The 21,193-nt window shown below is 68.7% G+C and carries 21 protein-coding genes; 13 read left to right on the plus strand and 8 right to left on the minus strand.

Annotated features, from left to right (window positions below; all coding sequences use genetic code 11):
* Window positions 1-13 precede the first annotated feature (13 nt).
* Together PARN5_RS0118175 and PARN5_RS0118180 are read right to left on the minus strand one after the other, a co-directional pair.
* Window positions 14-1,984, minus strand: a complete 1,971-nt coding sequence (locus tag PARN5_RS0118175; protein ID WP_018001200.1) for an ATP-binding protein — start codon at window positions 1,982-1,984, stop codon at window positions 14-16.
* Window positions 1,977-3,347: a sigma-54 dependent transcriptional regulator gene (locus PARN5_RS0118180; RefSeq protein ID WP_018001201.1), complete on the minus strand. Its 1,371-nt coding sequence runs from the start codon at window positions 3,345-3,347 to the stop codon at window positions 1,977-1,979. Before PARN5_RS0118180 ends, PARN5_RS0118175 begins: the two co-directional genes overlap by 8 nt.
* Before the next feature lie 325 nt (window positions 3,348-3,672).
* Here PARN5_RS0118180 and PARN5_RS0118185 point away from each other — a divergent pair, with 325 nt between their 5' ends.
* From PARN5_RS0118185 to PARN5_RS0118200, 4 genes are all read left to right on the plus strand, one after another.
* Window positions 3,673-5,334, plus strand: coding sequence for an OFA family MFS transporter (locus tag PARN5_RS0118185; RefSeq protein ID WP_018001202.1), 1,662 nt, complete (start codon window positions 3,673-3,675; stop codon window positions 5,332-5,334).
* A gap of 144 nt (window positions 5,335-5,478) precedes the next feature.
* Window positions 5,479-6,516, plus strand: coding sequence for a Dyp-type peroxidase (locus tag PARN5_RS0118190; RefSeq protein WP_018001203.1), 1,038 nt, complete (start codon window positions 5,479-5,481; stop codon window positions 6,514-6,516).
* A 1-nt stretch (window position 6,517) separates the two neighbouring features.
* Window positions 6,518-7,315 carry a family 1 encapsulin nanocompartment shell protein gene (locus tag PARN5_RS0118195; protein ID WP_018001204.1) on the plus strand — a complete coding sequence of 266 codons (798 nt, stop codon included), beginning with the start codon at window positions 6,518-6,520 and terminating at the stop codon, window positions 7,313-7,315.
* Window positions 7,316-7,322: 7 nt separating this feature from the next.
* On the plus strand, window positions 7,323-8,216 hold the full coding sequence (locus PARN5_RS0118200) for a bestrophin family protein (RefSeq protein WP_018001205.1): 894 nt from the start codon (window positions 7,323-7,325) through the stop codon (window positions 8,214-8,216).
* 12 nt (window positions 8,217-8,228) lie between these two features.
* Here the strand turns inward: PARN5_RS0118200 and PARN5_RS0118205 are convergent, their stop codons facing one another.
* A complete protein-coding gene (locus PARN5_RS0118205) occupies window positions 8,229-8,615 on the minus strand; it encodes a DUF2147 domain-containing protein (protein ID WP_018001206.1) in 387 nt (128 codons plus the stop codon).
* Between the two features lie 171 nt (window positions 8,616-8,786).
* On the opposite strand from PARN5_RS0118205, the gene hisA reads away from it, so the two are divergent.
* The 4 genes from hisA to PARN5_RS0118225 are packed head-to-tail and all read left to right on the plus strand — an operon-like array spanning window position 8,787 to window position 11,081.
* Entirely contained in the window at window positions 8,787-9,503 is a 717-nt protein-coding gene (hisA, locus tag PARN5_RS0118210; protein WP_018001207.1) for a 1-(5-phosphoribosyl)-5-[(5-phosphoribosylamino)methylideneamino]imidazole-4-carboxamide isomerase, read from the plus strand.
* 9 nt (window positions 9,504-9,512) lie between these two features.
* Window positions 9,513-10,274 (plus strand): imidazole glycerol phosphate synthase subunit HisF, encoded by a 762-nt coding sequence (hisF, locus tag PARN5_RS0118215; RefSeq protein WP_018001208.1) that lies wholly within the window; start codon window positions 9,513-9,515, stop codon window positions 10,272-10,274.
* Window positions 10,271-10,585 (plus strand): phosphoribosyl-ATP diphosphatase, encoded by a 315-nt coding sequence (locus tag PARN5_RS0118220; protein ID WP_018001209.1) that lies wholly within the window; start codon window positions 10,271-10,273, stop codon window positions 10,583-10,585. Before hisF ends, PARN5_RS0118220 begins: the two co-directional genes overlap by 4 nt.
* A 1-nt stretch (window position 10,586) precedes the next feature.
* Complete coding sequence (locus PARN5_RS0118225) at window positions 10,587-11,081, plus strand: MgtC/SapB family protein (RefSeq protein ID WP_018001210.1); 495 nt, start codon at window positions 10,587-10,589, stop codon at window positions 11,079-11,081.
* Here the strand turns inward: PARN5_RS0118225 and PARN5_RS0118230 are convergent.
* The 5 genes from PARN5_RS0118230 to cobU form a co-directional block, all read right to left on the minus strand.
* Window positions 11,078-12,595: a TRAP transporter large permease subunit gene (locus PARN5_RS0118230; protein ID WP_018001211.1), complete on the minus strand. Its 1,518-nt coding sequence runs from the start codon at window positions 12,593-12,595 to the stop codon at window positions 11,078-11,080. The genes PARN5_RS0118225 and PARN5_RS0118230 overlap by 4 nt on opposite strands.
* A gap of 12 nt (window positions 12,596-12,607) precedes the next feature.
* Complete coding sequence (locus tag PARN5_RS0118235) at window positions 12,608-13,147, minus strand: TRAP transporter small permease subunit (RefSeq protein WP_018001212.1); 540 nt, start codon at window positions 13,145-13,147, stop codon at window positions 12,608-12,610.
* A 117-nt stretch (window positions 13,148-13,264) separates the two neighbouring features.
* Complete coding sequence (cobS, locus tag PARN5_RS0118240; RefSeq protein ID WP_018001213.1) at window positions 13,265-14,011, minus strand: adenosylcobinamide-GDP ribazoletransferase; 747 nt, start codon at window positions 14,009-14,011, stop codon at window positions 13,265-13,267.
* Window positions 14,004-14,960, minus strand: a complete 957-nt coding sequence (cobT, locus tag PARN5_RS0118245; RefSeq protein ID WP_018001214.1) for a nicotinate-nucleotide--dimethylbenzimidazole phosphoribosyltransferase — start codon at window positions 14,958-14,960, stop codon at window positions 14,004-14,006. The genes cobS and cobT overlap by 8 nt, the downstream gene beginning before the upstream one ends.
* Window positions 14,957-15,484, minus strand: a complete 528-nt coding sequence (cobU, locus tag PARN5_RS0118250; RefSeq protein WP_018001215.1) for a bifunctional adenosylcobinamide kinase/adenosylcobinamide-phosphate guanylyltransferase — start codon at window positions 15,482-15,484, stop codon at window positions 14,957-14,959. Before cobU ends, cobT begins: the two co-directional genes overlap by 4 nt.
* A 144-nt stretch (window positions 15,485-15,628) precedes the next feature.
* Here cobU and PARN5_RS0118255 point away from each other — a divergent pair, with 144 nt between their 5' ends.
* The 5 genes from PARN5_RS0118255 (at window position 15,629) to PARN5_RS0118275 (ending at window position 21,172) form a co-directional block, all read left to right on the plus strand.
* Window positions 15,629-17,233, plus strand: coding sequence for a peptide ABC transporter substrate-binding protein (locus PARN5_RS0118255; RefSeq protein WP_018001216.1), 1,605 nt, complete (start codon window positions 15,629-15,631; stop codon window positions 17,231-17,233).
* A gap of 63 nt (window positions 17,234-17,296) precedes the next feature.
* Window positions 17,297-18,214 (plus strand): oligopeptide ABC transporter permease OppB, encoded by a 918-nt coding sequence (gene oppB, locus PARN5_RS0118260; RefSeq protein WP_018001217.1) that lies wholly within the window; start codon window positions 17,297-17,299, stop codon window positions 18,212-18,214.
* A gap of 3 nt (window positions 18,215-18,217) precedes the next feature.
* A complete protein-coding gene (locus PARN5_RS0118265; RefSeq protein ID WP_018001218.1) occupies window positions 18,218-19,141 on the plus strand; it encodes an ABC transporter permease subunit in 924 nt (307 codons plus the stop codon).
* A gap of 1 nt (window position 19,142) precedes the next feature.
* Window positions 19,143-20,168: an oligopeptide/dipeptide ABC transporter ATP-binding protein gene (locus PARN5_RS0118270; protein WP_018001219.1), complete on the plus strand. Its 1,026-nt coding sequence runs from the start codon at window positions 19,143-19,145 to the stop codon at window positions 20,166-20,168.
* Window positions 20,165-21,172 (plus strand): oligopeptide/dipeptide ABC transporter ATP-binding protein, encoded by a 1,008-nt coding sequence (locus PARN5_RS0118275; protein WP_018001220.1) that lies wholly within the window; start codon window positions 20,165-20,167, stop codon window positions 21,170-21,172. Before PARN5_RS0118270 ends, PARN5_RS0118275 begins: the two co-directional genes overlap by 4 nt.
* Window positions 21,173-21,193 lie beyond the last annotated feature (21 nt).

A 21,193-nucleotide genomic window follows, 5' to 3' on the forward strand; every position in this document is an offset into this window, starting at 1 on the left:
GCGCGCGGCGCGATCACGCCGCGGGCAGCCAGATGCGGAAGCGGCTGCCGGTCGCGTCGCTCTCGACCGTGATGCTGCCGCCCTGGCGCTCGATCAGCCGGCGGCAGATCGACAGGCCCAGCCCGGTGCCGCCCTTGCGGCCGCGGCTGGTGACGAAGGGCTCGAAGATCTGCCCCAGGATCTCGGGCGGGATGCCGGTGCCGGTGTCGGAAAGCTCCAGCGAGACGCCCTGCGCCCCGTCGAGCGTCGCGTCGCGGCTGGCGATGCGGATCTCGCCGCCCTCGGGCATGGCGTGGATGGCGTTGGCGATCAGGTTCACCAGCACCTGCTGCAACGCCACCCGGCCGATCCGCACCATCCGCGTCGAGCGCAGGTCGTGGCGCAGGGCGACGGTGCCGCGCGCCAGCATGTGCCGGACCAGCGGTTCGCAATCCGCGACCGCCTGCACCGGATCGGTTGCGGGGTCGCCCTCGCCCGGCTCGTCCGTCCGGGCGAAGTCCAGGAGCCGCGTCACGATCTGCGAGATGCGGTGGATCTGTTCGTCGATCAGCCGCAGCTCGGTCTCGGCCGGTCGGGCCGCCGGGCCGAGGATCTCGCGCAGCACGTCCAGATTGCCCTGGATCACCGCCAGCGGGTTGTTGATCTCATGCGCGATCCCGGCCGAGATCTCGCCCAGGGCGGCCAGCTTTTCGGATTGCACCAGCTGATGCGTCGCCACCTGCAGTTCATGCACGGCCCGGCGCAGGGCGACGGTGCGTTCCTCGACCCGCTGGTTCAGCGCGTCGTTCCAGGCACGCAGCTGCCGGTCGCGGTCCTGCAACTGCGCCAGCAAGGTATCCAGCAGCATGGCAAGCCCGGTGATCTCGTCCGCGCCGCGGGTGACGCCGGTCCGGGCGGAAAGGTCGCCCCTGCCCAGCCGGGCAAAGGTCTCGGCGATCTTCTCGAGCGGGCGGAAGATGCTGCCCGCCCATCCCAGGAACACCGGCACCGTGACCAGCGCCACCAGCAGGAAGGCGGCCAGGACCAGCAGCACCGTGCGGCGCTTGGCCTCGGCGAAGGGGCGCTCGAGGATGCCGACATAGATCATGCCGATGCGCTGGCGCGCGCTGTCCTCGACCGGGGCATAGGCCGAGATATAGCGGTCCTGCAGCACCTGCGCCCGGGCCAGCCAGACCTGGCCTTGGCCGAGCACCCGGTCGCGCACGATGGCCGAGGCGCGGGTCCCCAGTGCCCGCGCCCCGCCCGCCACCGTGACATTGGTCGAAATGCGCATGTCGCCCAGGAACAGCGAGACCGTGGCATGGGCGCCCGGCGGCAGGGTGTCGGGGCGATAGATCAGCTCGTTGATACGGTCGATGACGGACAGGTTGCGGTTCAGCAGGATGCCGCCGACCATGATCGCCGGCGCGCCGGTATCCGGCCGGTTGGCCGCGACGACCGACTGGACGACCATGCCGCGGGTCTCGGTCTGCTGCGGCTTCTGGCCGGTGGCATCGACCATGACGATCTCGGCCCGCGCGGCAAGCCCGGGCGAGATGGCGCGAAGTTCGGCCTGGTCCAGGATCTCGATCAGGTTGCGCGCGCCCCGCACCGGGGCCGCGCCCGGCACATGCAGCGGGCGCGCCCCCCGCGGGCTGGCGGCGACCATGCCACCGGCCGGGCTGGCGAGGTAGAGATAGTCGAGCCCCAGCCGCACCCGGTAGAGGTCCAGCAAGCCGGCCAGGTCGGCGCTATGGGCGAATTCCTCGGAACGCGCCAGCATCTCGATCCGCTCGCCGGCGGTTTCCAGGATGTTCTGCAGATATTGCTGGGCGATGGTCAGGTCGCTGTTGACCTTGGCGGTCAGCAGCCGGTCGAACTTGAGCGACCATTGATACATGGTGATGCCCAGGAACACCGGCAGGATCACCAGCACCGGCAAGAGCGCGATGGCAAGCAGGCGGTAGCGCACCGAATGACGCCAGCGGCGGGTCGCCTCAGCCATTCCAGTCCGCCAGGCGCCGGTCGATGGTCTTGCGCGAGATGCCCAGCCGCGACGCCGCCGCCTCGCGGTCGCCGTCCAGCGCCGCCAGCGTGCCCATGATCGCCCGCCGTTCGATCTCGGCCAGGGTCTGGCTGTCGCGGCGGCCCAGCTGGGCGGCCAGCGGCGGGAAGCGGCCCAGGATCAGCGCGCGCTCGACGGCATTGCGCAGCTCGCGCACATTGCCGGGCCAGTCATAGGTGGCCAGGTTCGCCCGCACCTCGGCGGTGATCGGCACGGGCCGCATGCCGAGCTGGCGCGACAGGATGTCCATGAACAGATGCACCAGGTCGAACAGGTCCGGCCCGCGCTCGACCAGCGTCGGCATGGCGATATGCAGCACGTTGATGCGATAGAGCAGGTCGGCCCGCAGCCGCCCCTCGGCCACCGCCTTGTCGAGATCGGCATTGGCGGCAAAGATCAGCCGCACGTCCACCGGGGTCTCGCGCTCGGACCCCAGCGGCCGGATGCGGCGATCCTCGATGACGCGCAAGAGCTTCGCCTGCAGCCCGACGGAAAGCTCGGCGATCTCGTCCAGGAACAGCGTGCCGCCGCGCGCGGACATGAACAGCCCCTCGCGGTTCTGCTGGGCGCCGGGGAAGGCGCCGCGGATATGGCCGAAAAGCTCGGTCTCCAGCATGTCCTGCGGGATGGCGGCGCAATTGACCGGCACGAAGGCATGGTCGGCGCGATCCGACAGCGCATGGATCATCCGCGCCGCCACCTCCTTGCCGGTGCCCGAGGCGCCGGTGATCAGAACCGAAGAGGGCGTGGCGGCGACGCGGGCGATCACCTGCCGCACCGCCTCGATGGCCGGAGAGCCGCCGACCAGCTCGCTGCGCAGCCGGTCCTGGTCGAGGCTGTTACGCAGCTCCTGGCGCAGCACCAGGTTTTCCCGCCGCAGCCTCTCGCCCTCGAGACAGCGGGTGATGCCGTTCAGCAGCTGGTTGGTGCGAAAGGGTTTCAGCAGGAAATCCGACGCCCCGGCCTGCAGGGCCTGGATGGCGGTTTCCATGTCGGCATAGGCGGTCATCAGGATGGCGGGCGGAAAGAAACCCAGCCGCCGCTGCTCGGAAAGCCAGTCGACGCCGCGCTGGCCCTCCATCAGGTTGTCCAGGATGACCAGGTCGAAGTCGGTCTCGGCGATCAGGGCGCTGGCCTCGGCGGTATTGGCGGCCAGGCGTATGGCGCGGCATTTCGGGGCCAGGATCCGCTCGAGGAAATTCCGCATGCCCGGCTCGTCCTCGACGACCAGGATCGCGGCCTGGGCGGTCGCCTCGCCGAATGCGCCTTGCGTTCCAGGCCTTGGGTCGGTTTCCGCCTGCATCACACCCCTTCCCCCCGAGAAGACACAGTCGCATTCCCCCGCCCGGCTTGGCAAGCGCCCGGCTCTTGCCGGATGGACCCGGGCGGGGCGCAGGTCAACGGACAAGCGGTCCGGGTGCCGCGGACAGCCTGTCCGTCGATGCGTCCCGGCGCCAGGCGCGGGACAGATTGTCCAGGCAAGGCGGACATATTGTCAATTGATATCAACAGGCTGATCTGGCTTCATCCCTTTTCACGCGCATCCGCGACCGCGAGCCGCACGCCGGAAGAGGAGCCGGCGGCAACGCGCGCGCCCCAGGTCGCATGCCCAGGGAGGAAAACAACACATGACGGATCTTCAGGAAAGCTGGACAGAGATCGGCGCTTCCGCCGGCCTGCTGTCCCGAGACCGCACGATCGCGAAGCCCGGCTTCAACCGCTGGCTGGTGCCGCCCGCCGCGCTGGCGATCCACCTGTGCATCGGCATGGCCTATGGCTTCTCGGTGTTCTGGCTGCCGCTGTCGCGCGCCATCGGCGTCAGCGACCCGGTGAGTTGCGAGGGCATGAGCCTGGTCTCGGCGCTGTTCACCACCAGCTGCGACTGGCGCATCGCCGACCTGGGCTGGATCTATACGCTGTTCTTCGTGCTGCTGGGATCCTCGGCCGCGATCTGGGGCGGCTGGCTGGAAACCGCGGGGCCGCGCAAGGCCGGCGTGGTCGCGGCCTGCTGCTGGTGCGGCGGCATGGTCATCTCGGGCATCGGGGTGATGACGCACCAGCTTTGGCTGATGTGGCTCGGCTCGGGCGTCATCGGCGGCATCGGGCTGGGCCTGGGCTATATCTCGCCGGTCTCGACGCTGATTAAGTGGTTCCCCGACCGGCGCGGGCTGGCGACCGGCATGGCGATCATGGGCTTCGGCGGCGGCGCGATGATCGGCGCACCCCTGGCCGACCGGCTGATGAACCATTTCCAGTCGGCCCATGAGGTCGGCGTCTGGCAGACCTTCTTTGCCATGGCGGCGATCTATCTGGTCTTCATGCTGGCCGGCGCCTTCGCCTATCGCGTGCCGCCGGCCGGCTGGAAGCCCGAGGGCTGGCAGCCCAAGGTCTCGGCCAGGAAGGCCGCGATGATCACCCAGCACCACGTCCACCTGCGCGACGCCCACAAGACCCGGCAGTTCTGGCTGATCTGGCTGGTGCTGTGCCTGAACGTCTCGGCCGGGATCGGGGTCATCGGCATGGCCTCGCCCATGCTGCAGGAGATCTTCGCCGGCCATCTGATCGGCCGGCCCGACCTGGACTTTACCCAGCTCGACACCGGGCAGAAGGCCGCCATCGCCGCCATCGCCGCCGGTTTCGCGGGGCTTCTGTCGCTGTTCAACATCGGCGGGCGGCTGGGCTGGGCCTCGGCCTCGGACCGGTTCGGGCGCAAGAACACCTATTTCATCTTCTTCATCCTGGGCATCGCGCTTTACACCCTGGCGCCCAGCGTGGCGCATTCCGGCAACCAGGTGCTGTTCGTGGCGATGATCTGCGTCATCATCTCGATGTATGGCGGCGGCTTCTCGACGGTGCCGGCCTATCTGGCGGATGTGTTCGGCACGCAGTTCGTCGGCGCCATCCACGGCCGGCTGCTGACCGCCTGGGCCACGGCGGGCATCGTCGGGCCGGTGGTGGTGAACTATCTGCGCGAGGCGCAGATCGCCGCCGGCGTGCCGCGGGCGCAGGTCTATGACTATACGATGTATATCCTTGCCGGTTTCCTGGCGCTGGGGCTGATCTGCAACCTGCTGGTGCGGCCGCTGGACGAGAAATGGTTCATGAAGCCCGAGGAACTGGCGGCCCTGCAGGCGCGCGAGCACAAGACCGCCGAAGTCCGGAGCGGCTCCTTCGGCATCGACCGCGGCCGTTTCGACCTGCCGGCGCTGCTGGCCTGGGCGGCGGTCGGCATCCCGCTGGCCTGGGGCGTGTGGATGACGGCGCAGAAGACCGCGGCGCTGTTTCACTGACGGCGGGCCGTGCCGGCCGGCGGTGGCGAAGCCCTGCCTGGGCGCATGGTTGGCGCACCGGATCCATGGTCGCTGCCCGGCTGGCCCTTTTCCCGCCCGCCGGTTTGGGCTTTCCTTCCCCTCAAGCCAGCAGGAGATTCGTTGATGCCGCCCATCGCCAGCCAGCCCGCGGACGCCTCCTTGACGGCGAATGCGATTTTCCTGACGCTGTCGCTGGACCAGGACGAGGCGGCGCTGCAGGCCTTCCGCGACCTTTGCGCCGATCTGGCGGGGCTCGTGCGCGCGGTGGGCTTTCGCAACCCCGCCGCCGGGCTCAACTGCGTGATGGGCATCGGCCATGCGCTGTGGCAGCGCCTGGAGATGGGCGCGACGCCGCAGGGCCTGCACCCGTTCCGCGCCCTCTCGGGCGTGCATCACGCGCCGGCGACGCCGGGCGACATCCTGCTGCACATCCGCGCCGCGCGGCCGGATTTCTGCTTCGAACTCGCGCGCCAGCTCATGCTGCGCCTTGGCCCCGTCACGACGCTCGAGGACGAGACTCAGGGCTTCAAGTTCTTCGACAACCGCGACCTCTTGGGCTTCGTCGACGGCACCGAGAACCCCGAGGGCGCCCAGCGGACCGAGGCCGTGCTGGTCGGCGACGAAGACCCCGCCTTCACCGGCTCGAGCTATGTCGTCGTGCAGAAATACCTGCACGACCTCGCGAAATGGGAGGCGATGGGCGTGGCCGCGCAGGAACGCATCATCGGCCGCCACAAGCTTTCGGATATCGAGTTCCCCGATGCCGAAAAGGCCAGCTCGGCCCATAACGTGCTGACCAACATCAACGATGCGCAGGGCAATCAGTTGCAGATCCTGCGCGACAACATGCCCTTCGGCAGCCCCGGCCGGGCCGAGGCCGGCACCTATTTCATCGGCTACGCCCGCGAGCCGGGCCGCATCGAGACCATGCTGGAGAATATGTTCATCGGCCTGCCGCCGGGGAATTACGACCGCATCCTCGATGTCTCGACGGCGGTGACGGGCGGGCTGTTCTTCGTGCCGACCGTCGATGTGCTGGAACGTATCGGCGCCGGAGAGCCCGTGGCGCAGGCCGCTGCGCCGGCCCCGGCAGCCGCGGCACCGCCCGACGGCTCGCTGGGCCTGGGATCCTTGAAACGCGAGACTGGACAGGGGAACTGACATGGACAATCTCTATCGCGAACTGGCCCCGATCAGCAGCGCCGTCTGGGCGCAGATCGAGGAGGAGGCCGCGCGCACGCTGAAACGCTACCTGGGCGCGCGCCGCGTCGTCGACCTGCACGGGCCCGAGGGCTTTGCGCTCTCCGCCGTGGGCACCGGCCACCTGAAGCCCGCGCCGGCCCTGGCCGAGGGCGTCGCCTGCCATCAGCGCGAGGTGAACCCGCTGGTCGAGCTGCGCGTGCCCTTCAGCCTGACCCGCGCCGCCGTGGACGACGTGGCGCGCGGCGCCAATGACAGCGACTGGCAGCCGCTGAAGGATGCCGCGCGCCAGCTCGCCCTGGCCGAGGACCGGCTGGTGTTCCATGGCTATCCCGAGGCCGGCATCAAGGGCATCCTGCCCGAGACCAGCAATCCGGCCGTGCCCCTGCCCGAGGATGTCGCCGACTATCCCGAGGCGGTGGCGCGCGCGGTCAGCGCCCTGCGGCTGGCCGGGGTGAACGGGCCCTATGCGCTGGTCCTGGGCACCGCCGGCTTCACGGCGGCGAGCGGCGGGGCCGAGGACGGCTATCCGGTGCTCAAGCACCTGGAAAAGCTGGTCGACGCGCCAGTGGCCTGGAGCCAGGCCTTGCAGGGCGGCGCGGTGGTGACGACGCGCGGCGGCGATTTCGACCTCTGGCTGGGCCAGGACATCGCCATCGGTTACCTCGCGCATGACGCGCAGACGGTGACGCTGTATCTGCAGGAAAGCCTGACCTTCCAGATGCAGACCGGCGAGGCAGTCGTGGTGCTGGAGGCCTGAGACGGCGATGATCCGGCGCTCGCAGCCCAGCCTGCGCGACATCCTGTTCACGGTGCATGGCTCGATCATTCCCTCGATCCTGGGCCGGCTGACGGCGATCGGGGCGGTGTCGCTGGTGGCGGTGCTGGCAGCCGGGCTGCACCCGGGCATCTTCGCCACGATCAGCGCCTTTCCCTTCACCCTGATCGGCATCGCCCTGTCGGTGTTCATGAGCTTTCGCAACGGCACCTGCTACGCCCGTTGGTGGGAGGGGCGGCAGCTCTGGGGCCAGGTGCTGACCGGCTGCCGCGGCCTGGCGCGGGCCAGCGCCGGCCTGCCGCCCGAGCTGCGGGAGCCGCTCTTGCGCGGGCTTTGCGGCTTTGCCGCCGGGCTGGCGGCGCGGCTGCGCGGCCGGGACGAGCGGGCCGCCATCGCGCGCTGGCAGCCGGAGCTGTCGCTGGCCGGCCGGGTCAACCCGACCGATGCGGTGCTGCGCGAGGCCGGGGCGCGGCTGGCGGCGGCGCTGGGGCCGGGCGGGCTGGACCCGATCCGCTGGTCGGTGCTCGAGGGCCATCTCCAGGCGCTGTCGGTGGCCCAGGCCGGCTGCGAGCGCATCGCCACGACGCCGGTGCCCTTTGCCTATTCGCTGCTGCTGCACCGCACGGCGCTGGTGTTCTGCCTGCTTCTGCCCTTCGCGCTGGCGGGGTCGCTGGGCATCTGGACGCTGCTGCCGGTGCTGCTGGTGGCCTATACCTTCTTCGGCCTCGACGCGCTTGGCCACCAGCTCGAGGATCCGTTTGGCCCGACCCCCTATGCCCTGCCGCTCGACACGCTCGCCCGGACCGTCGAGCGCGAGATGATGGAGGCGATGGGCACCAGCCCCCTGCCCCAGCCGCCGGCGCCGAAGCGCCAGCCGATGTAAGCCCGGAGACGGCTATTTCACCCGCGTCCAATGCTGGGTCTTGCAGAACACCGCGATGCAGCCCGACACGTCCAAGGCCTTGCCCTGAAGCTGCATCTTCGACTTGTAGGTCTTGTCGGCGCCCGGATCCCAGATCGTGCCGCCCGAGAACTTGCCGCCGCCGTCGTCGTTCATGCCGGCGACGATGTTCTTGCCGGTATGGGGCGAGGCGATTTCCTTGCCGGACTTGTCGAAACTTTTCACCAGCTTGCCGCAATATTTGCCGCCGCAGTCATAGAACTGCACCATGCCGATATTGCCCTGGTCATTGGCCTGGGTCTGGAAGATGCCGTCGATGCCCTCGGCCTGGGCCGCGCCTGCGGCCAGGGCCAGCGCGGCGGCGATAGCCAGTGTTCTCATGATGATTCCCCCTCCCCGGGGCATGGTTGCCGGGGGCCAGCATGACCGGCGGTCCCCGGCCCGATCAAGAATGACGTGAGGTCGGCGATGATCTTCCGCCGAATCCGGCCGGGCCCTTCCGGTTTGCCGCGTCCTGTGGCAAAGGAGCCGCGACCCATCAGGAGAGATGCGATGATCCTCTATCCCGCCATCGACCTCAAGGACGGCAATTGCGTGCGCCTGCTGCGCGGCGACATGGAGGCGGCCACGGTCTTCGGCACCGATCCGGCGGCACAGGCCCGGGCCTTCCAGGATGCCGGCGCGGAATGGCTGCATCTGGTGGACCTGAACGGCGCCTTCGCCGGCAAGCCGGTGAACGCGGCGGCGGTCGAGGCGATCCTTTCGGCCATCTCGGTCCCGGCGCAGCTGGGCGGCGGCATCCGCGACATGGCGACCATCGAGGCCTGGATCGAGCGCGGGCTGTCGCGCGTCATCCTGGGCACGGTCGCGGTCGAGAACCCGGCCCTGGTGCGCGAGGCCGCCATGGCCTTCCCGGGCAAGATCGCCGTCGGCATCGACGCCCGCAAGGGCCGCGTCGCGACGCGCGGCTGGGCCGAGGAGACCGACGTGACGGCAACCGATCTTGCCCAACAGTTCGAGGACGCCGGCGTCGCCGCGATCATCTATACCGACATCGACCGCGACGGCGCCATGCAAGGTCCGAACATCGCCGCGACCGAGGCCCTGGCGCGGGCGGTGAACATCCCGGTCATCGCCTCGGGCGGGGTCAGCTCGATGGCCGATCTGGACGCGCTGCGCGCGACCGGCGTGATTGCGGGTGCGATCTCGGGCCGGGCGCTCTACGATGGCGCCATCGATCTGGCCGAGGCGCTGCGGGCGCTGGCGTAAGGGGGCGGCATGCTGAAGACCCGGGTGATCCCATGCCTGGACGTGGCCGACGGCCGCGTGGTCAAGGGGGTGAATTTCGTCGATCTGGTCGATGCCGGCGATCCGGTCGAGGCGGCGCGCGCCTATGACGCCGCCGGCGCGGACGAGATCTGCTTTCTCGACATCCATGCCACGCATGAAAACCGCGGCACCATGTTCGACCTGGTGACCCGCACGGCCGAGGCCTGTTTCGTGCCGCTGACCGTGGGCGGCGGCGTGCGCAGCCACCAGGACGTGCGCGCCCTGCTGCTGGCCGGCGCCGACAAGGTCAGCTTCAACTCGGCCGCCGTGGCGAACCCCGACGTGATCGCCGAGGCCGCCGACCGTTTCGGCAGCCAGTGCATCGTCTGCGCCATCGACGCCAAGACCGTGGCGCCCGGCAAGTGGGAGATCTTCACCCATGGCGGCCGGAAACCCACCGGCATCGACGCGGTGGAATTCGCCAAGACCGTCGCGGCCAAGGGCGCGGGCGAGATCCTGCTGACCAGCATGGACCGCGACGGCACGAAATCCGGCTTCAACATCCCGCTGACCCGCGCCGTGGCCGATGCGGTCAATGTGCCGGTCATCGCCTCGGGCGGCGTCGGCGCGCTCGAGCATCTGGCCGAGGGCGTGCTGGAAGGCCATGCCAGCGCCGTGCTTGCCGCCTCGATCTTCCATTTCGGCACCTTCTCGGTGCGCGAGGCCAAGGAACACCTGGCCGCCGCCGGCATCCCGGTGAGGTTGACATGACGAGCGGATTACAGCGCCTGGCCGAGACCATCGAGGAACGCAAGTTCGCCGATCCCGACACCAGCTGGACGGCGAAGCTGCTGGCCAAGGGCCCCGAGAAATGCGCCGAGAAATTCGGCGAGGAGGCGGTCGAGGCGATCATCGAGGCGGTCAAGGGCGACCGCGACAAGCTGATCGCGGAGGCCGCCGACACGCTTTACCACCTGCTGGTGATGCTGGCCGCGCGCAATGTCACGCTGGCCGAGGTCGAAAATGAACTGGACCGCCGCGAGGGGCGTTCAGGGATCGAGGAAAAAGCGTCAAGAAAGTGACATGACCATGCTGGACTTGCTGGCCGAGGAATTCCTGCGACCGTCAAGTCTGCCATTTCCGGTCATGGTGCTGCGCCTGCTGATGGCGCTTGGCCTGGGCGGCTGCATCGGCTGGGAACGCGAGGCCCATGCCCGCGCCGCCGGGTTGCGCACCCATATGCTGATCGCGCTGGCCGCCGCCTGCTTCACGCTGGTCGCGGTCGAACTGGCCGAGTTCGGCGCCGCGCATTCCGACCAGCAGCGCACCGATCCCCTGCGGCTGATCGAGGCGGTGACGGCGGGCGTGGCCTTCCTGGCTGCCGGGTCCATCGTCATCAACCGGGGCTCGGTCAAGGGCATCACCACCGGCGCCTCGATGTGGCTTTGCGGCGCCATCGGGCTCAGCTGCGGCATGGGCGACCTGCGGCTGGCCATGCTGGTGACCGGGCTGGCGCTGATCGTGCTCTACCTCATCCGGCAGATGGTGCCGACCCCGCCCAAGGACGAGCCGCGCTAGTCGAACTGCGGCTGGCCGACCGGCGCCGGCTGCGGCGAAACCTGCGGCTGGCCCAGCCCGGCCGGCGCGCCCAGGCCCGGGGACTCGCCCAGGCCTGCCGGGGCGCCCAGGCCGCCGGGCTGGCCCAGATCGCCGAGGCCCCCGGCGGGAAGCTCGATCCGGATGCTGTCCAGGTCCACCGCCGGCCCCTTGTCCAGCAACCCCGTCACCAGCCCGGGCCAGAAGATCACGATCACCACCAGCATCAGCTGCATGACCAGCCACGGGATCGCCCCCATGTAGATGTCGGTGGTCCTGACGTCGCGGCTGGCGATCGAGCGCAGGTAGAACAGCGCGAAGCCGAAGGGCGGGTGCATGAACGAGGTCTGCATGTTGATGCAGAGCAGCACCCCGAACCACACCAGGTCGATGCCCAGCGACTGCGCCACCGGCACCAGCATCGGCACGACGATGAAGGCGATCTCGAAGAAGTCGAGGAAGAAGGCCAGGAAGAAGATGAAGACGTTGACGAAGATCAGGAAGCCGATCGGCCCGCCCGGCAGGCCCGAGAGCATGTGCTCGATCCACAAGCCGCCGTCCATGCCCTGGAACACCAGGCTGAACACGGTCGAGCCGATCAGGATGAACACCACCATCACCGTCAGGTCGGCGGTGGCATAGACCGCCTCGCGCAGGATGGTCAGGGTCATCCGGCCATGCAAGAGCGCCAGCACGAAGGCGCCGACGACGCCGAGCGCGCCCGCCTCGGTCGGCGTGGCCAGGCCGACGAAGATCGTGCCCAGCACCAGGAAGATCAGCAGGATCGAGGGCACGATGCCCATCAGCACCTTCAGCACCAGCTTCAGGTCCAGATCGCCCCGCACTTCCTTGGGCAGCGGCGGCATGTCCTGCGGCTTCAGGATCGACAAGACCAGGATGAACAGCAGAAAGATCAGCACCTGCGCGGCCGAGGGCCCCATGGCGCCCAGATACATATCGCCGACCGAGCGGCCGAGCTGGTCGGCCAGCACCACCAGCACCAGCGAGGGCGGAATGAGCTGCGTGATCGTGCCCGAGGCGGCGATCACCCCGGTCGCCAGCCGCGGGTTGTAGCCATAGCGCAGCATGACCGGCAGCGAGATCACCCCCATGGTGATGACCGAGGCCGCGACCGTGCCGGTGATGGCGCCCAGGACCGCGCCCACCACGATCACCGCATAGGCGAGGCCGCCCGGCACGCCGCCGAACAGCTTGCCGGTGCCTTCCAGCAGATCCTCGGCCAGGCCCGACCGCTCCAGCACCGCGCCCATGAAGGTGAAGAACGGGATCGCCAGCAGCAGGTCGTTCGAGATGATGCCGAAGAAGCGATGCGGCAGCGCCGACAGGAACGAGGGGTGGAAATGCTCGGTCGCGATGCCGATGGCGCCGAACAGCAGCCCGACCGCGCCCAGCGTGAAGGCGACCGGAAAGCCGTAGAGCATGAAGCAGATCATGCACAGGAACATCGCCGGCGGCAGGAAGCCATAATCGAACATGCTCGCGGGCTCCTATTGCAGCGGCTTGGTGTATTTGGTTTCCAGCGTGATCAGCCCGCGCAGCGCGGCGATGCGCTTGACCAGTTCGGACAGGGCCTGCAGGAACAGCAGGCCGAAGCCGACCGGCAGCAGCAGCTTTGCCGGCCAGCGCACCAGCCCGCCGGCGTTCGACGAGCCCTCGTTGATGCGCCAGGATTCGACGAAGACCGGCCAGGTCAGCCAGGCCGCGACGAAGGCAAAGGGCAGCAGCAGGAACAGGATGCCGAACAGGTCGATCCACAGCCGCGTCCGGTCCGAGACCGCGCCATAGATCAGGTCGACCCGGACGTGTTCGTTGCGGTAAAGCGCCGCCGCCGCGCCCAGCAGCACCAGCCCGCCGAACATATACCACTGCACCTCGAGCCAGGCGTTGGACGAGGTGTTGAAGATCTTGCGGATGATGGCATTGCCGGCGCTGACCAGAACGGCGGTCAGGACCAGCCAGGCCACGGCGCGACCGATCAGCAGATTGGCGCGGTCGATGCCGCGCGACAGGCCCAGAAGGGCACCCATGGCTGAACTCCTCTCCCTGTCGTTGCGCGGCCGCTTGGCGGGCCGCGCGCCGGTTCGCGCCGGTCGTTCTTTCGTTTTCTATGCCGGATGGAAAAACCCGGTCAAGCACGGGTCGGTTTACGTGGCGGCAAGCACCAGCAGCACCGCGATCTCGCCGGCCTGCTGCATGGCGCCCAGCACGTCGCCGGTCTGTCCGCCAAGCCGACGCCGCGCGCTGCGGCCGACCCATCCCTGCGCCAGCGCGCAACCCAGCAGCGCCGCGAGCCACCCGGCCGACAACCCCGCCGGCCACCAGAGCAGCGCCGCGCCGATCAGCGCCGCCGCCCCCGCCTGCCCGGCCGAGGCCCGCCCGGCCAGCCGCCCGAGCCCATCGGCGCGCGCGGGCGGCAGCATTGCCAGCCCCACCGCCATGCCGGCACGCGACAGCGCCGCCGCCGCGACCAGCGCGGCAAGGCCCAAGTCCGGCGCCATGGCCGCCAGCGCCGCGGCGCGCAGGCCAAAGCCCAGGATCAGCGCCACGACACCATAGCTGCCGATGCGGGAATCGCGCATGATCTCCAGCGCGCGGGCGCGATCCGCGCTGCCGCAGCCATCGGCGAAATCCGCCAGCCCGTCCTCGTGCAGCGCCCCGGTCAGCGCCGCCATGGCGGCCAGCGCCAGCAGCGCCCCGGCCAAGGGCGGCAGGCCCAGTTCTCCGGCCAGCCAGAAAAGCCCGCCCGCCGGCAGCGCCACGGCGATCCCGGCCAGCGGAAAGGCCCAGGCGGCCTGCGCCAGCGGCACCGGCCGGGCCGGCAGCAGCCTGCCCAGCGGCAGCCGGGTCAGCCAGACCAGCGCGGTCGCCGCCTGCCCGGCCCGGTCAGCCAATCCCCGCCTCGGCAAATGTCGCCATGCCGTTGTGGCATTCCAGCGCCGCGCGCAGGACCAGGAGCGCCACCGCCGCGCCCGAGCCCTCGCCCAGCCGCATGTCGAGGCCCACCACCGGCGTCTTGCCCATGACGGCGATCAGCCGGCGGTGGCCCGGCTCGGCGCTTTCATGGCCGATCAGGCAATGGTCCAGCGCGTTGCGGTCGTTGACCAGCAGGACGCCCGCCGCCGCCGAGCAGATGAAGCCGTCCAGAATCACCGGGATGCCCAGTTCGCGGGCCCGGATCACCGCGCCGCAGATCGCCGCCTGCTCGCGCCCGCCATAGCTGCCCAGGATCGAGGCCGCCGTCGCCGCACCCTTGTGGCGCTTCAGCCCGGCCTCCACGGCGCGGATCTTGTTGGCCATGACGGCGTCGTCGGCGCCGGTGCCGGGGCCGACCCAATCCTCGGCCGTGCCGCCGAAGGTCGCGGCGGCCAGCGCGGCGGCGACGGTGGAATTGCCGATGCCCATCTCGCCCAGCAGGATCACGTCGGCCTCGGGGTCAACGGCATCCTTGCCGGTCTGGATCGAGGCGACCAGATCCGCCACCTCCAGCGCCATGCCGCGGGTGAAATCGGCGGTCGGGCGGTCCAGATCCAGCGCGATCACCTGCAGATCGGCGCCCGCCAGCCGGCACAGCTGGTTGATCGCCGCGCCGCCATTGCGGAAATTCTCGACCATCTGGGCGGTGACCTCGGCCGGGAACGGGTTCACGCCCTGCGCCACGATGCCGTGGTTGCCGGCAAAGACCAGCGCCTGCGCGCGGTCGATGCGCGGCCGGTCGCGGCCCTGCCAGCCGGCCATGAACACCGCCAGTTCTTCCAGCCGGCCCAGCGAGCCCGGCGGCTTGGTCAGCTGGTCCTGGCGGTCGCGCGCGGCTGCCGCGGCTGAATCATCATAGTTTTTCAAGGCATTCCTCGTGAAGGTTTCAGCTGCAGGGGCAAGCCGCTGACCGCCATCCAGACCTGGTCGGCCACGGCCGCCACGGCCTGGTTCATCCAGCCATGCTGGTCGCGAAAGTGCCGGGCCAGCGCATTGTCGGGCACGATGCCCAGGCCAAGCTCGTTCGTTACCAGCACCACCGGGCTTTTCTGCGCGCCGAGCGTGGCGCAAAGCGCCTCGACCCGGGGGCCGGGATCGCCGTCAAGGATATTGGCCAGCCACAGGGTCAGGCAATCGACCAGCCGCACCCCCTGCCCGTCCGTATCCGCCAGCGCGCGGCACAGCTCGCGCGGCGCCTCGATGGTGCGCCAGTCCGGGCCGCGGCGGTCCCGATGCAGCGCGATCCGCTGCGTCATTTCGTCGTCCCGCGCCTCGGCCGTGGCGATATAGATCGCCGGCCCCGGCGCGCGCGCCGCCAGCTTTTCGGCCAGCGCGGACTTGCCGGAACGGGCGCCCCCGGTCACCATGGTGATGCGCGAAACCTTGTTCATGCTGATCTTGTTTCACAGGACAGGGGCGCGCGAAAGCCGGAAATCGCTCTTGCTGTCTTACAGCTTTTCAGGTCAATTTCGATCCATCGCGCGGCAAATCCCCCGAAAAGAACCGCGCCCGCAACATTCGAGAGAGGTGCCTTCATGACCCGCCTGTTCCTGACCACCGCGCTGGCCTGCGCCATCGCCCTGCCCGCCTTTGCCGTCCAGCCCGCCGAGGGCGAGAAGCTGGCCGAGAACCAGAGCTATACCTTCTGGCTGCTCGATGCGATCAAGACCGCCGACCCGCACAAGAACACCGATGTCGAGGGTTCGGACATCATCCGGCAGCTGTTCGAGGGCCTGTTGAACGAGGATCCCAAGGGCGCGCCGATCCCCGGGGTCGCGACCGGCTTCGACCTGTCGGACGACAAGCTGACCTATACCTTCCACCTGCGCCCCGAGGCGAAATGGTCGAACGGCGATCCGGTCACCGCGGGCGATTTCGTCTATAGCTGGCGTCGCCTGGCCGATCCGGCCACCGCCAGCGAATATGCCTGGTTCATGGAACTGATGAACGTCGAGAATGCCACGGCCGTGGTCAAGGGCGAGAAGAAGCCCGAGGAACTGGGCGTCAAGGCCGTGGACGAGCACAGCTTCCAGGTCAAGCTGACCGCGCCGACGCCCTATTTTCCCAAGATGGTCACGCATGCCTCGACCTTCCCGGTCAACCAGAAGGTCGTCGAGGCCGAGGGCGACGCCTGGACCCAGCCCGGCAAGCTGGTCGGCAACGGCGCCTATGTGCTGAAAAGCCACGACCTGGGTGTGCAGATCAGCATGGACAAGAACCCGGAATACTGGGACGCCGCCAATGTGGTAATGGAGCATATCAAGGGCCTGACGGTCAACGACAACAACATCGCCCTGACCCGTTACCAGGCCGGCGAGCTGGACCGGGTGCAGATCCCCGCCGGGCAATATCCGCGGCTCAAGGAGCAGTTCCCGGATCAGGCCATCTCGATCCCCTATTCCTGCACCTATGCCTATCTGTTCAACGTCGGCGACAAGGCCCCCGAGGCGCTGAAGGACGTGCGCGTGCGCAAGGCGCTCAGCTATGCCATGCAGCGCGACGTGGTGGTGAACCAGATCCTGCAAGGCGGCCAGAAACCGGCCTACAACTGGACGCATTGGGCCATCGAGGGCTTCCAGATGCCCGAGATCGACTATGCCGGCTGGACCCAGGCCGAGCGGCTGGAAAAGGCCAAGGCACTGCTGGCCGAGGCCGGCTATGGTCCCGACAAGCCGCTGAAGCTGACCCTGCAATACAACACCGACGAGAACCACAAGAAGATCGCCGTCGCCGCGCAGCAGTTCTACAAGCAGTTGGGCGTGCAGATCGAGCTGAACAACGTCGAGTGGAAGGTGCACACCGACCGCATGCAGTCGCAGGATTTCCAGATGGCCCGCTATGCCTGGTGCGCGGATTATAACGAGGCCTCGACCTTCCTCGACTATTTCCGCAGCACGGGCATGAACTACGGCAAATATTCCAACCCGGAATTCGACAAGCTGATGGACCAGTCGAAAACCTCGGCCGATCCGAACCAGCAATATACCGCGGCCGAGAAGATCCTGGCCGAGGACATGCCGCTGGTGCCGATCTATCAATATGCCAAGGTCGACATGATCCGCGACGACATCAAGGGCCTGCCGACCGAGAACGTGATGAACGACTGGTATGCCAAGGACATCTACCGCATCCAGAAGTAAGTCTCGGGGGCGGCCCGGCGCCGCCCCTGAACACGTCCGGCACCTGTCCTTGGGAACCTGCGCATGTTCGGCTTCATCCTTCGGCGGCTCGCGGTCGCCATCCCGACGCTGCTTCTGCTGATCGTCGTTTCCTTCCTGCTGATGCACGCCGCGCCCGGCGGCCCCTTCACGCAGGAACGCGCCCTGCCGCCGCAGGTGCTGGCCAACCTGAACGCCAAATACGGGCTCGACGATCCGCTGTGGCGGCAGATCGTCAACTATGTCTGGGGCATCGTCGCGCATTTCGACTTCGGCCCCAGCTTCGTCTATCCCGACCGCTCGGTGAACCAGATCATCGCCGCCGGCTTCCCGGTGACGCTGACCTATGGCGGCATCGCCTTCGTCGTGGCGGTGGCGGTGGGCGTGTCCCTGGGCGTCGCGGCGGCGATCCGGCAGAACAGCTGGCTCGACTACCTCGCCGTCGGCGTCTCGATCGGGGCGCAGGTGCTGCCGAACTTCGTCATGGCGCCGATCCTGGTCCTGGTGTTCACGCTGTGGCTGGGCTGGCTGCCGGGCGGCGGCTGGGGTGGGCCGATCTACTGGATCATGCCGGTGGTGGCGCTCTCGACCAGCTTCATGGCCTCGATTGCGCGCATCACCCGGTCGTCAATGCTGGAGGTGCTGGGTTCCAACCACATCCGCACCGCCCGCGCCAAGGGCCTGCCCGAGTCGCGCGTCATCCTGCGCCATGCGCTGAAACCGGCGCTGTTGCCGGTCATCAGCTACCTGGGCCCGGCCTTCGTCACCATGATCACCGGCTCGGTCGTGGTCGATATGTATTTCTCGACTGGCGGCATCGGCCGCAGCTTCGTCGATTCGGCGCTGAACCGCGACTATGCGGTGATGATGGGCATCACCATCCTGGTGGGCGCGCTGACCATCTTCTTCAACCTGGTCGTGGACGTGCTTTACGCATGGATCGACCCGAAGATCCGGTATTGAGCCATGATCGAGACTCGGAAAATGCAGTCGCTGGCCGCCCGCCTGTCGCAGCCCGAAGTCAAGGGCCGCAGCCCCTGGGCCGACGCCCGCCGCCGCTTTCGCCGCAACAGGGCGGCCATGGTCAGCCTGGCCGTGCTGATCCTGGTCGGGCTGTTCGCGATCTTCGGCAATCAGCTCGCCGCCTGGCCGAATGACGAGATGGATTTCTCGGTCATGGGCCAGGCCGCGCAACTGGGCGCGCCCAGTTGGCAGAACGGGCATTACTTCGGCACCGACGACCTGGGCCGCGACCTGTTCTCGCGCACGGTGCAGGGCACCCAGGTCTCGCTGCTGGTCGGGCTGATCGGCGCCGGCATCGCGGTGATCGTCGGCACGCTTTACGGCGCCACCGCCGGCTATGTCGGCGGCCGCACCGATGCGGTGATGATGCGCGCGGTCGATGTGCTGATGTCGATCCCCTATATGTTCGTGCTGATCCTGCTCTTGGTGATCTTCGGCCGCTCGATGTCGATGCTGTTCCTGGGCATCGGCCTGATCTCCTGGCTGGACATGAGCCGGATCGTGCGCGGCCAGACCCTCAGCCTGAAACACCGCGAATTCATCGAGGCCGCCCGCGCCGCCGGCGTCCCGGGGTGGCGGATCGTGCTGCGCCATATCGTGCCGAACCTCTTGGGCGTGGTCGCGGTCTATGCCACGCTGCTGGTGCCGCTGATGATCCTGTCGGAAAGCTTCATCAGCTTCCTCGGCCTCGGCGTGCAGGAGCCCTTGACCTCCTGGGGCGCGCTGATCTCCGAGGGCGCGGGGACGATGAACTACGGCACGCTCTGGCAGCTGATGTTCCCGCTGTTTTTCTTCTGCATCACGCTCTTCGCCTTCTTCTTCGTCGGCGACGGCTTGCGCGATGCGCTGGACCCGAAGGATCGCTGACATGGCGCTGCTGGAAATCCGCGACCTGAACGTGCGCTTCGCCACCACCGATGGCGAGGTCTCGGCCGTGAACGGCATCGACCTGGACGTGGCCAAGGGCCAGACCCTGGGCATCGTCGGCGAAAGCGGCTCGGGCAAGTCGCAGTTGGCGTTCTCGATCATGGGGCTTCTGGCGCGGAACGGCCGCGCCACGGGCTCGGTCCGCTTCGACGGCGCCGAGATCCTGAACGCCCCGCCCCAGGTGCTGAACCGCATCCGCGCCCGCGGCATCGCCATGGTGTTCCAGGACCCGATGACCAGCCTGAACCCCTATATGCGGGTCTCGGACCAGATGGCCGAGGTCCTGATGCTGCACAAGGGCCTGGGCAAGGCGGCCGCCGTGGCCGAGGCGGCGCGCATGCTGGACGCGGTCAGGATCCCCGACGCGCGCGGGCGCATCCGGCTTTATCCGCACGAGTTCTCGGGCGGCATGCGCCAGCGGGTGATGATCGCCATGGCGCTGCTCTGCCGGCCGGAACTGCTGATCGCGGATGAGCCGACGACGGCGCTGGACGTAACCGTGCAGGCGCAGATCATGGCGTTGCTGGCCGATCTGCAACGCGAATTCGGCATGGCGATGATCCTCATCACCCATGACCTGGGCGTGGTCGCGGGGTCATGCGAGCGGGTCATGGTCATGTATGGCGGCCGGATCATGGAGCGCGCGCCGGTCGCGCCGATCTTTGCCAACCCGGCGCATCCCTATACCCAGGGGCTGCTCGCCGCGATCCCGCGCGTGGACCAGCAGGGCGAGCGGCTGATGGCGATCCCCGGCAGCCCGCCCAACATGACCGCGCCGCCGCCCGGCTGCCCCTTCGCGCCGCGCTGCGCCTATGTGCGGGCGGAATGCGAGACGATGCCGCCCCTGGACGCCTTTGCCCCCGGGCGCGAGCGCGCCTGCCACGCCCCGGTCGCCGAGGTCCGCGCCGGCCCGCCCTTGCTGCCCGACCAGCCGGAAGCCGCCGCCATCGAGGAGCTTCAGCCATGACCCCGCTGCTTTCCGCGCGCGACCTGCGCGTGACCTTCGATGTGCCGCAGCCCGGCGCCCTGCCCTGGTCGAAGCCGCGCCAGCTGCATGCCGTGGGTGGCGTCAGCTTCGACCTGATGCCGGGCGAGACGCTGGGCGTGGTCGGCGAATCCGGCTCGGGCAAATCGACGCTGGCGCGGGCGCTGATCGGGCTGGTGCCGGCCACGGGGCGCGCGGTCTGGCAGGACGGCACCGACCTGATCGGGCTGTCGCCACGCAAGATGCTGAAATACCGCAGCGAAATCCAGATGGTGTTCCAGGATCCGCTGGCCAGTCTCGACCCGCGCATGACCGTGGGCCAGATCATCGCCGAGCCGCTGGTCACCCATCGCAAGGGCCCGTCGCGCGCCGAGGTCAAGACCCGCGTCAAGGACATGATGGACCGCGTCGGCCTGCTGCCGAACCAGATCAACCGCTATCCGCATGAATTCTCGGGCGGGCAATGCCAGCGCATCGGCATCGCCCGCGCCCTGATCGTCGAGCCCAGGCTGGTGATCTGCGACGAGCCGGTCTCGGCGCTGGATGTCTCGATCCAGGCCCAGGTCATCAACCTGATGGGCGACCTGCAACGCGATCTCGGCCTGGCGCTGATCTTCATCGCGCATGACCTCTCGGTGGTGAAGCATATCAGCGACCGGGTGCTGGTGATGTATCTGGGCCGGGTGATGGAACTGGCCGAGGCGCAGGCGCTTTATGCCGACCCGCAGCATCCCTATACCCAGGCGCTGCTCTCGGCCGTGCCGATCCCCGACCCGGCGCTGGAGCGCGACAAGCGCATGATCCCGCTGGGCGGCGAGCTGCCCAGCCCGATGAACCCGCCCTCGGGCTGCGTCTTCCGCACCCGCTGCCCGCGCGCCGAAGCCCGCTGCGCGGCTGAACGACCGGCGCTGACCGGCGGCGCGCATCTGACCGCCTGCCATTTCCCCGGCGCGCTGACGCCGCAGGAACTGGCCGCGGCCGGTTGAACGCAACCATGGCGCCGCGCA

Origin of the sequence: Paracoccus sp. N5, from assembly GCF_000371965.1 — a bacterium.
Classification (GTDB): domain Bacteria; phylum Pseudomonadota; class Alphaproteobacteria; order Rhodobacterales; family Rhodobacteraceae; genus Paracoccus.

Coding starts and splice junctions, on each gene's coding strand:
- PARN5_RS0118175 (WP_018001200.1), bottom strand. CDS start 1,984: ATGGCTGAGGCGACCCGCCGCTGGCGTCATTCGGTGCGCTACCGCCTG.
- PARN5_RS0118180 (WP_018001201.1), bottom strand. CDS start 3,347: ATGCAGGCGGAAACCGACCCAAGGCCTGGAACGCAAGGCGCATTCGGC.
- PARN5_RS0118185 (WP_018001202.1), top strand. CDS start 3,673: ATGACGGATCTTCAGGAAAGCTGGACAGAGATCGGCGCTTCCGCCGGC.
- PARN5_RS0118190 (WP_018001203.1), top strand. CDS start 5,479: ATGCCGCCCATCGCCAGCCAGCCCGCGGACGCCTCCTTGACGGCGAAT.
- PARN5_RS0118195 (WP_018001204.1), top strand. CDS start 6,518: ATGGACAATCTCTATCGCGAACTGGCCCCGATCAGCAGCGCCGTCTGG.
- PARN5_RS0118200 (WP_018001205.1), top strand. CDS start 7,323: ATGATCCGGCGCTCGCAGCCCAGCCTGCGCGACATCCTGTTCACGGTG.
- PARN5_RS0118205 (WP_018001206.1), bottom strand. CDS start 8,615: ATGAGAACACTGGCTATCGCCGCCGCGCTGGCCCTGGCCGCAGGCGCG.
- hisA (WP_018001207.1), top strand. CDS start 8,787: ATGATCCTCTATCCCGCCATCGACCTCAAGGACGGCAATTGCGTGCGC.
- hisF (WP_018001208.1), top strand. CDS start 9,513: ATGCTGAAGACCCGGGTGATCCCATGCCTGGACGTGGCCGACGGCCGC.
- PARN5_RS0118220 (WP_018001209.1), top strand. CDS start 10,271: ATGACGAGCGGATTACAGCGCCTGGCCGAGACCATCGAGGAACGCAAG.
- PARN5_RS0118225 (WP_018001210.1), top strand. CDS start 10,587: ATGACCATGCTGGACTTGCTGGCCGAGGAATTCCTGCGACCGTCAAGT.
- PARN5_RS0118230 (WP_018001211.1), bottom strand. CDS start 12,595: ATGTTCGATTATGGCTTCCTGCCGCCGGCGATGTTCCTGTGCATGATC.
- PARN5_RS0118235 (WP_018001212.1), bottom strand. CDS start 13,147: ATGGGTGCCCTTCTGGGCCTGTCGCGCGGCATCGACCGCGCCAATCTG.
- cobU (WP_018001215.1), bottom strand. CDS start 15,484: ATGAACAAGGTTTCGCGCATCACCATGGTGACCGGGGGCGCCCGTTCC.
- PARN5_RS0118255 (WP_018001216.1), top strand. CDS start 15,629: ATGACCCGCCTGTTCCTGACCACCGCGCTGGCCTGCGCCATCGCCCTG.
- oppB (WP_018001217.1), top strand. CDS start 17,297: ATGTTCGGCTTCATCCTTCGGCGGCTCGCGGTCGCCATCCCGACGCTG.
- PARN5_RS0118265 (WP_018001218.1), top strand. CDS start 18,218: ATGATCGAGACTCGGAAAATGCAGTCGCTGGCCGCCCGCCTGTCGCAG.
- PARN5_RS0118270 (WP_018001219.1), top strand. CDS start 19,143: ATGGCGCTGCTGGAAATCCGCGACCTGAACGTGCGCTTCGCCACCACC.
- PARN5_RS0118275 (WP_018001220.1), top strand. CDS start 20,165: ATGACCCCGCTGCTTTCCGCGCGCGACCTGCGCGTGACCTTCGATGTG.